Origin of the sequence: Mesorhizobium sp., assembly GCF_004962925.1 — a bacterium.
Taxonomy (GTDB): domain Bacteria; phylum Pseudomonadota; class Alphaproteobacteria; order Rhizobiales; family Rhizobiaceae; genus Mesorhizobium.
The window spans coordinates 35,196-38,333 of record NZ_SUEO01000007.1 but is presented as its reverse complement, the minus strand read 5'-3'; the positions used below and the strand labels follow the sequence as shown (position 1 = coordinate 38,333).

Here is a 3,138-nt window from a genome sequence, read left to right as displayed (position 1 = left end):
CGTCTTGACCGTATGACCGGACGCCGTCAGGCTGTCGCTGTCGGCCGAGACCGAGAAATCCGGCGCCGTGCGCGCGCCGCTCGCCGTCAGCGCGAAATCGACGGCCCCGCCGACGGGTACGCCAACCATGGGCGACAGCACCGAAACGTCACCGAGCGTGCCCTTGATGTCGGCTTGGATGTCGGTGCCCGTCGCGCTGGCGGTGCCGCTGGCGCTGAGCGAGCCCGAAGTGAATTGCAGCGCATTGGCGGCAAATGAGCCTTGCGGGTCGCGGGTCGCTGTCGCCGAGAATGTCACGCGCTCGCCGAGAACCGAGCGGATCTGCGGCGGCAGCGCCGTCGAGACGGCATCGGCATTCATCTTGAGCGTCATCGCCAGATCGGCCAGCGTCACCCTGGACGTCACTGAGGCATTGAGCGCGTCGCTGGCCAGCGTGCCTTGATCGACGACGATCTCGTCCTTGCTGACCGACCCGGCAAGATCCGCGGTCACCCTGCCGGTCACCAGCGGCGCCAGCGTCGCCACGTCGGTGTTCAGGCCACCGGCCGCAAGCTTGATGGTGACCGGTCCGCTGCGGTCCTGGATGTCGAAGCCGTCGGAATGGATTTCAGCCGCCAGATCGTCCACCCGCGTGCCGCCCGCCACCACCGAGACCAGAGACGCGCCGATGTCGACTATCGGCGCCTTGCCGCCGCCGAACGCGCGGGCCGTGGCACCGGTGATCGCGACGGTCACCGGCTGCGCCGCAGTGCCGAGGCTGAGCACGATCGGCGGCCCCTTGGCGGCAAGCTCAACCGAAAGGTCGCTGGCGCCATTGGGGTCGATGATGCCCGCAGCGGTACCATGCACAGCATCGCTGTCGATGTTGGCGCGCTCGACTTCGACGCCGCCCGTCACGATCGCGGTTCCGGCGAGGTCGAAGCTGGTTTTGCCGGTAAACAAGGGTTTTATATTGTCGGGTATGAAGCGCTGGAAGTCGCCATCGCCCTTGGCCTCGACATAGTTGCCCTTGTCGGTGAGTTGGTGGCGGCCGGTGAGCTGGGTGACGATCTGGCCGTCGACGACGAAGGTACCAATGCCACTCCAGTTGGCGACCGGCCCCGTGCCCGTGACGACGATGTCGACCGGCGGCGCATCCGGCAAATTGAGCAGATTGGCGATGATGCCGCCGGCCGGTTCGGATGCCTTCAGGTCGAGGTCGAGCTTGTTGTCGGCGGGTGCGAAATGGATGTTGGCGTCGACTTTGCCTTGCTTGCCGTCGTGGCGGGTGATGTTGAGGTTGGTTTCGAGCGCCAATGGCGCCGCGTTGGCCTTGAACGCACCCTTGGCCGCGAGCTCTGCGATACCGCTGCCGGCCAGGGCCTGCCCGAGCGCGATTTCGGGCAGGTCGATCTGCTTGATGTCGAGCGACACCGGCAGTGTGGTGGCACCACCTTGGCTCGGTTGCGTGCCGGCGACCGGCAATCGCGCCAGCTCGATGCGATCGGCGGCGATGCGGCCGGCGCTGAAGCTTTTCGACAGAAGTTCCAGCGGCGACCAGTCGACGGCCACCTTGCGCGCCACCAGCCAGGCGCCCTGGCGATCTTCCAGCACCACGTGGTCGACGGTCAGCGCGCCGGACCAGATGCCGTCGATGCCTCTGACCGTGACCTTTTGGTCATCGGTCGACGCCATGGTCGAGATGATGCCGGCGAGATTGTCGCGGCCGCGCTCGGTCTTGGTCAGCACGACGAGCGCACCGACCACCGCCGCCACCAAGACGAGCAGCGTGTAAAGGACAATGCGGAGGATGCGCTTGAACATTGTCATCAGAACGCCTGTCCGATGCCGGCATAGATGCCGAAACGCGGGTCGTCGGGACCCCGGTTGAGCGGCACCGCCGCATCGACGCGCAGCGGTCCGAACGGCGTAATATAGCGCAGGCCGACGCCGGCGCCGACCTTCATGTCGGAAAAATCCGGGAACTGCTCGGTCGAGACCGTGCCGGCATCGACGAACGGCACGACGCCGATCGTGTCGGTGACGGCGATGCGCATCTCGAGCGAGGTCTCGAAGTACGAAAGCCCGCCGATCGGTTCTCCGTCGATGTCCTTCGGACCGATGCCCTGATAGGCATAACCGCGCACTGAGCCGCCGCCGCCGGAATAGAAGCGCCGGTCGGCCGGAACATCCTGAAGGCCGGCACCGATGATCGAGCCGATGGCGACGCGTTCAGCCAAGACGAACTTGGAGGCCGCGTCGAGCGACTGATAGGCCGATCCTTCGCCCCTCAGCTTGACGAAGGCCGCACCGTTCAAAATGTCGTAGCTCGGCTCGACAAAGGCCAACGCCCTGAATCCCGTCGTCGGGTTCAGCCGGCTGTCTCTGTTATCGTAGACATATTGCAGCGGAACGCTCGCGATCAGATAGGTGTGCTTGCCGAAAGAATCGGTGATCTTCGAATAGTCGAGCGCGACTTCCGCGGAAACCGTCTGCTGCTTGTCGAGTTCATAGGACAGACCGGTGTTGCCCTTGACCGCGAAATGGTCGTAGGCGTCGGGATGCTCCAATACGGTGTTGACGCCGGCGAAGAATTTCGACGCCGGCCCGACCACGCCCGGCTTTTCGAACATGATGCCGGCATTGTAGTTGAGCTCGGTCAGGTCGTTGCTGCCGATGCCGCTGATTGCGCCCTCGATGCGCAGCTTTTCGGCACGGCCGAACAGATTGCGGTGGCCCCAATAACCTTCGAGGCCGAGCCCTTCGGTGTTGGAGAAAGTGCCGCCAATGCCGAAATAGCGCGGCTTGCGCTCGCTCACTTCGACGCCGATAGGGATGTTGCCGTCGGCGTCGAGACTGTCGGCCTCCTTCAGCGTCACGCTGTTGAAGACTTCCAGCCCGAGCAGCCGGTCGCGCGCCTCGTCGACCTCTTCCGGCGAATATTGGCGGCCGCGCTTCAGGCCGGTCATGTATTCGGTGAAGTCGCGGTCGACCTTTTCGGTGCCCTCGACCGTGGTGTCGCCGTAACCCGCAACCGGCCCGGCCGCAACGGTCAGCGTCACGTCGAGCGTCGAGGTGGCGTGGTCGGCAACGATCTCGCGATCCGTCACCTTGGCCAGCGGCCTGCCCTCCTCTTTGAGCGCCCGCACGATCGACGCC

Annotated in this window: 1 protein-coding gene and 1 pseudogene; both read right to left on the bottom strand. The window is 65.1% G+C overall.

Features of this window, described 5'->3' with window-relative positions; genetic code table 11:
• A pseudogene (locus E5W87_RS03485) lies at positions 1-1,809 on the bottom strand (translocation/assembly module TamB); the annotation flags it as partial.
• On the bottom strand, positions 1,809-3,138 hold a 1,330-nt coding region (locus tag E5W87_RS03480; protein WP_292394025.1), incomplete at its 5' end, for an autotransporter assembly complex family protein. The gene E5W87_RS03480 and the pseudogene E5W87_RS03485, both read right to left, overlap by 1 nt.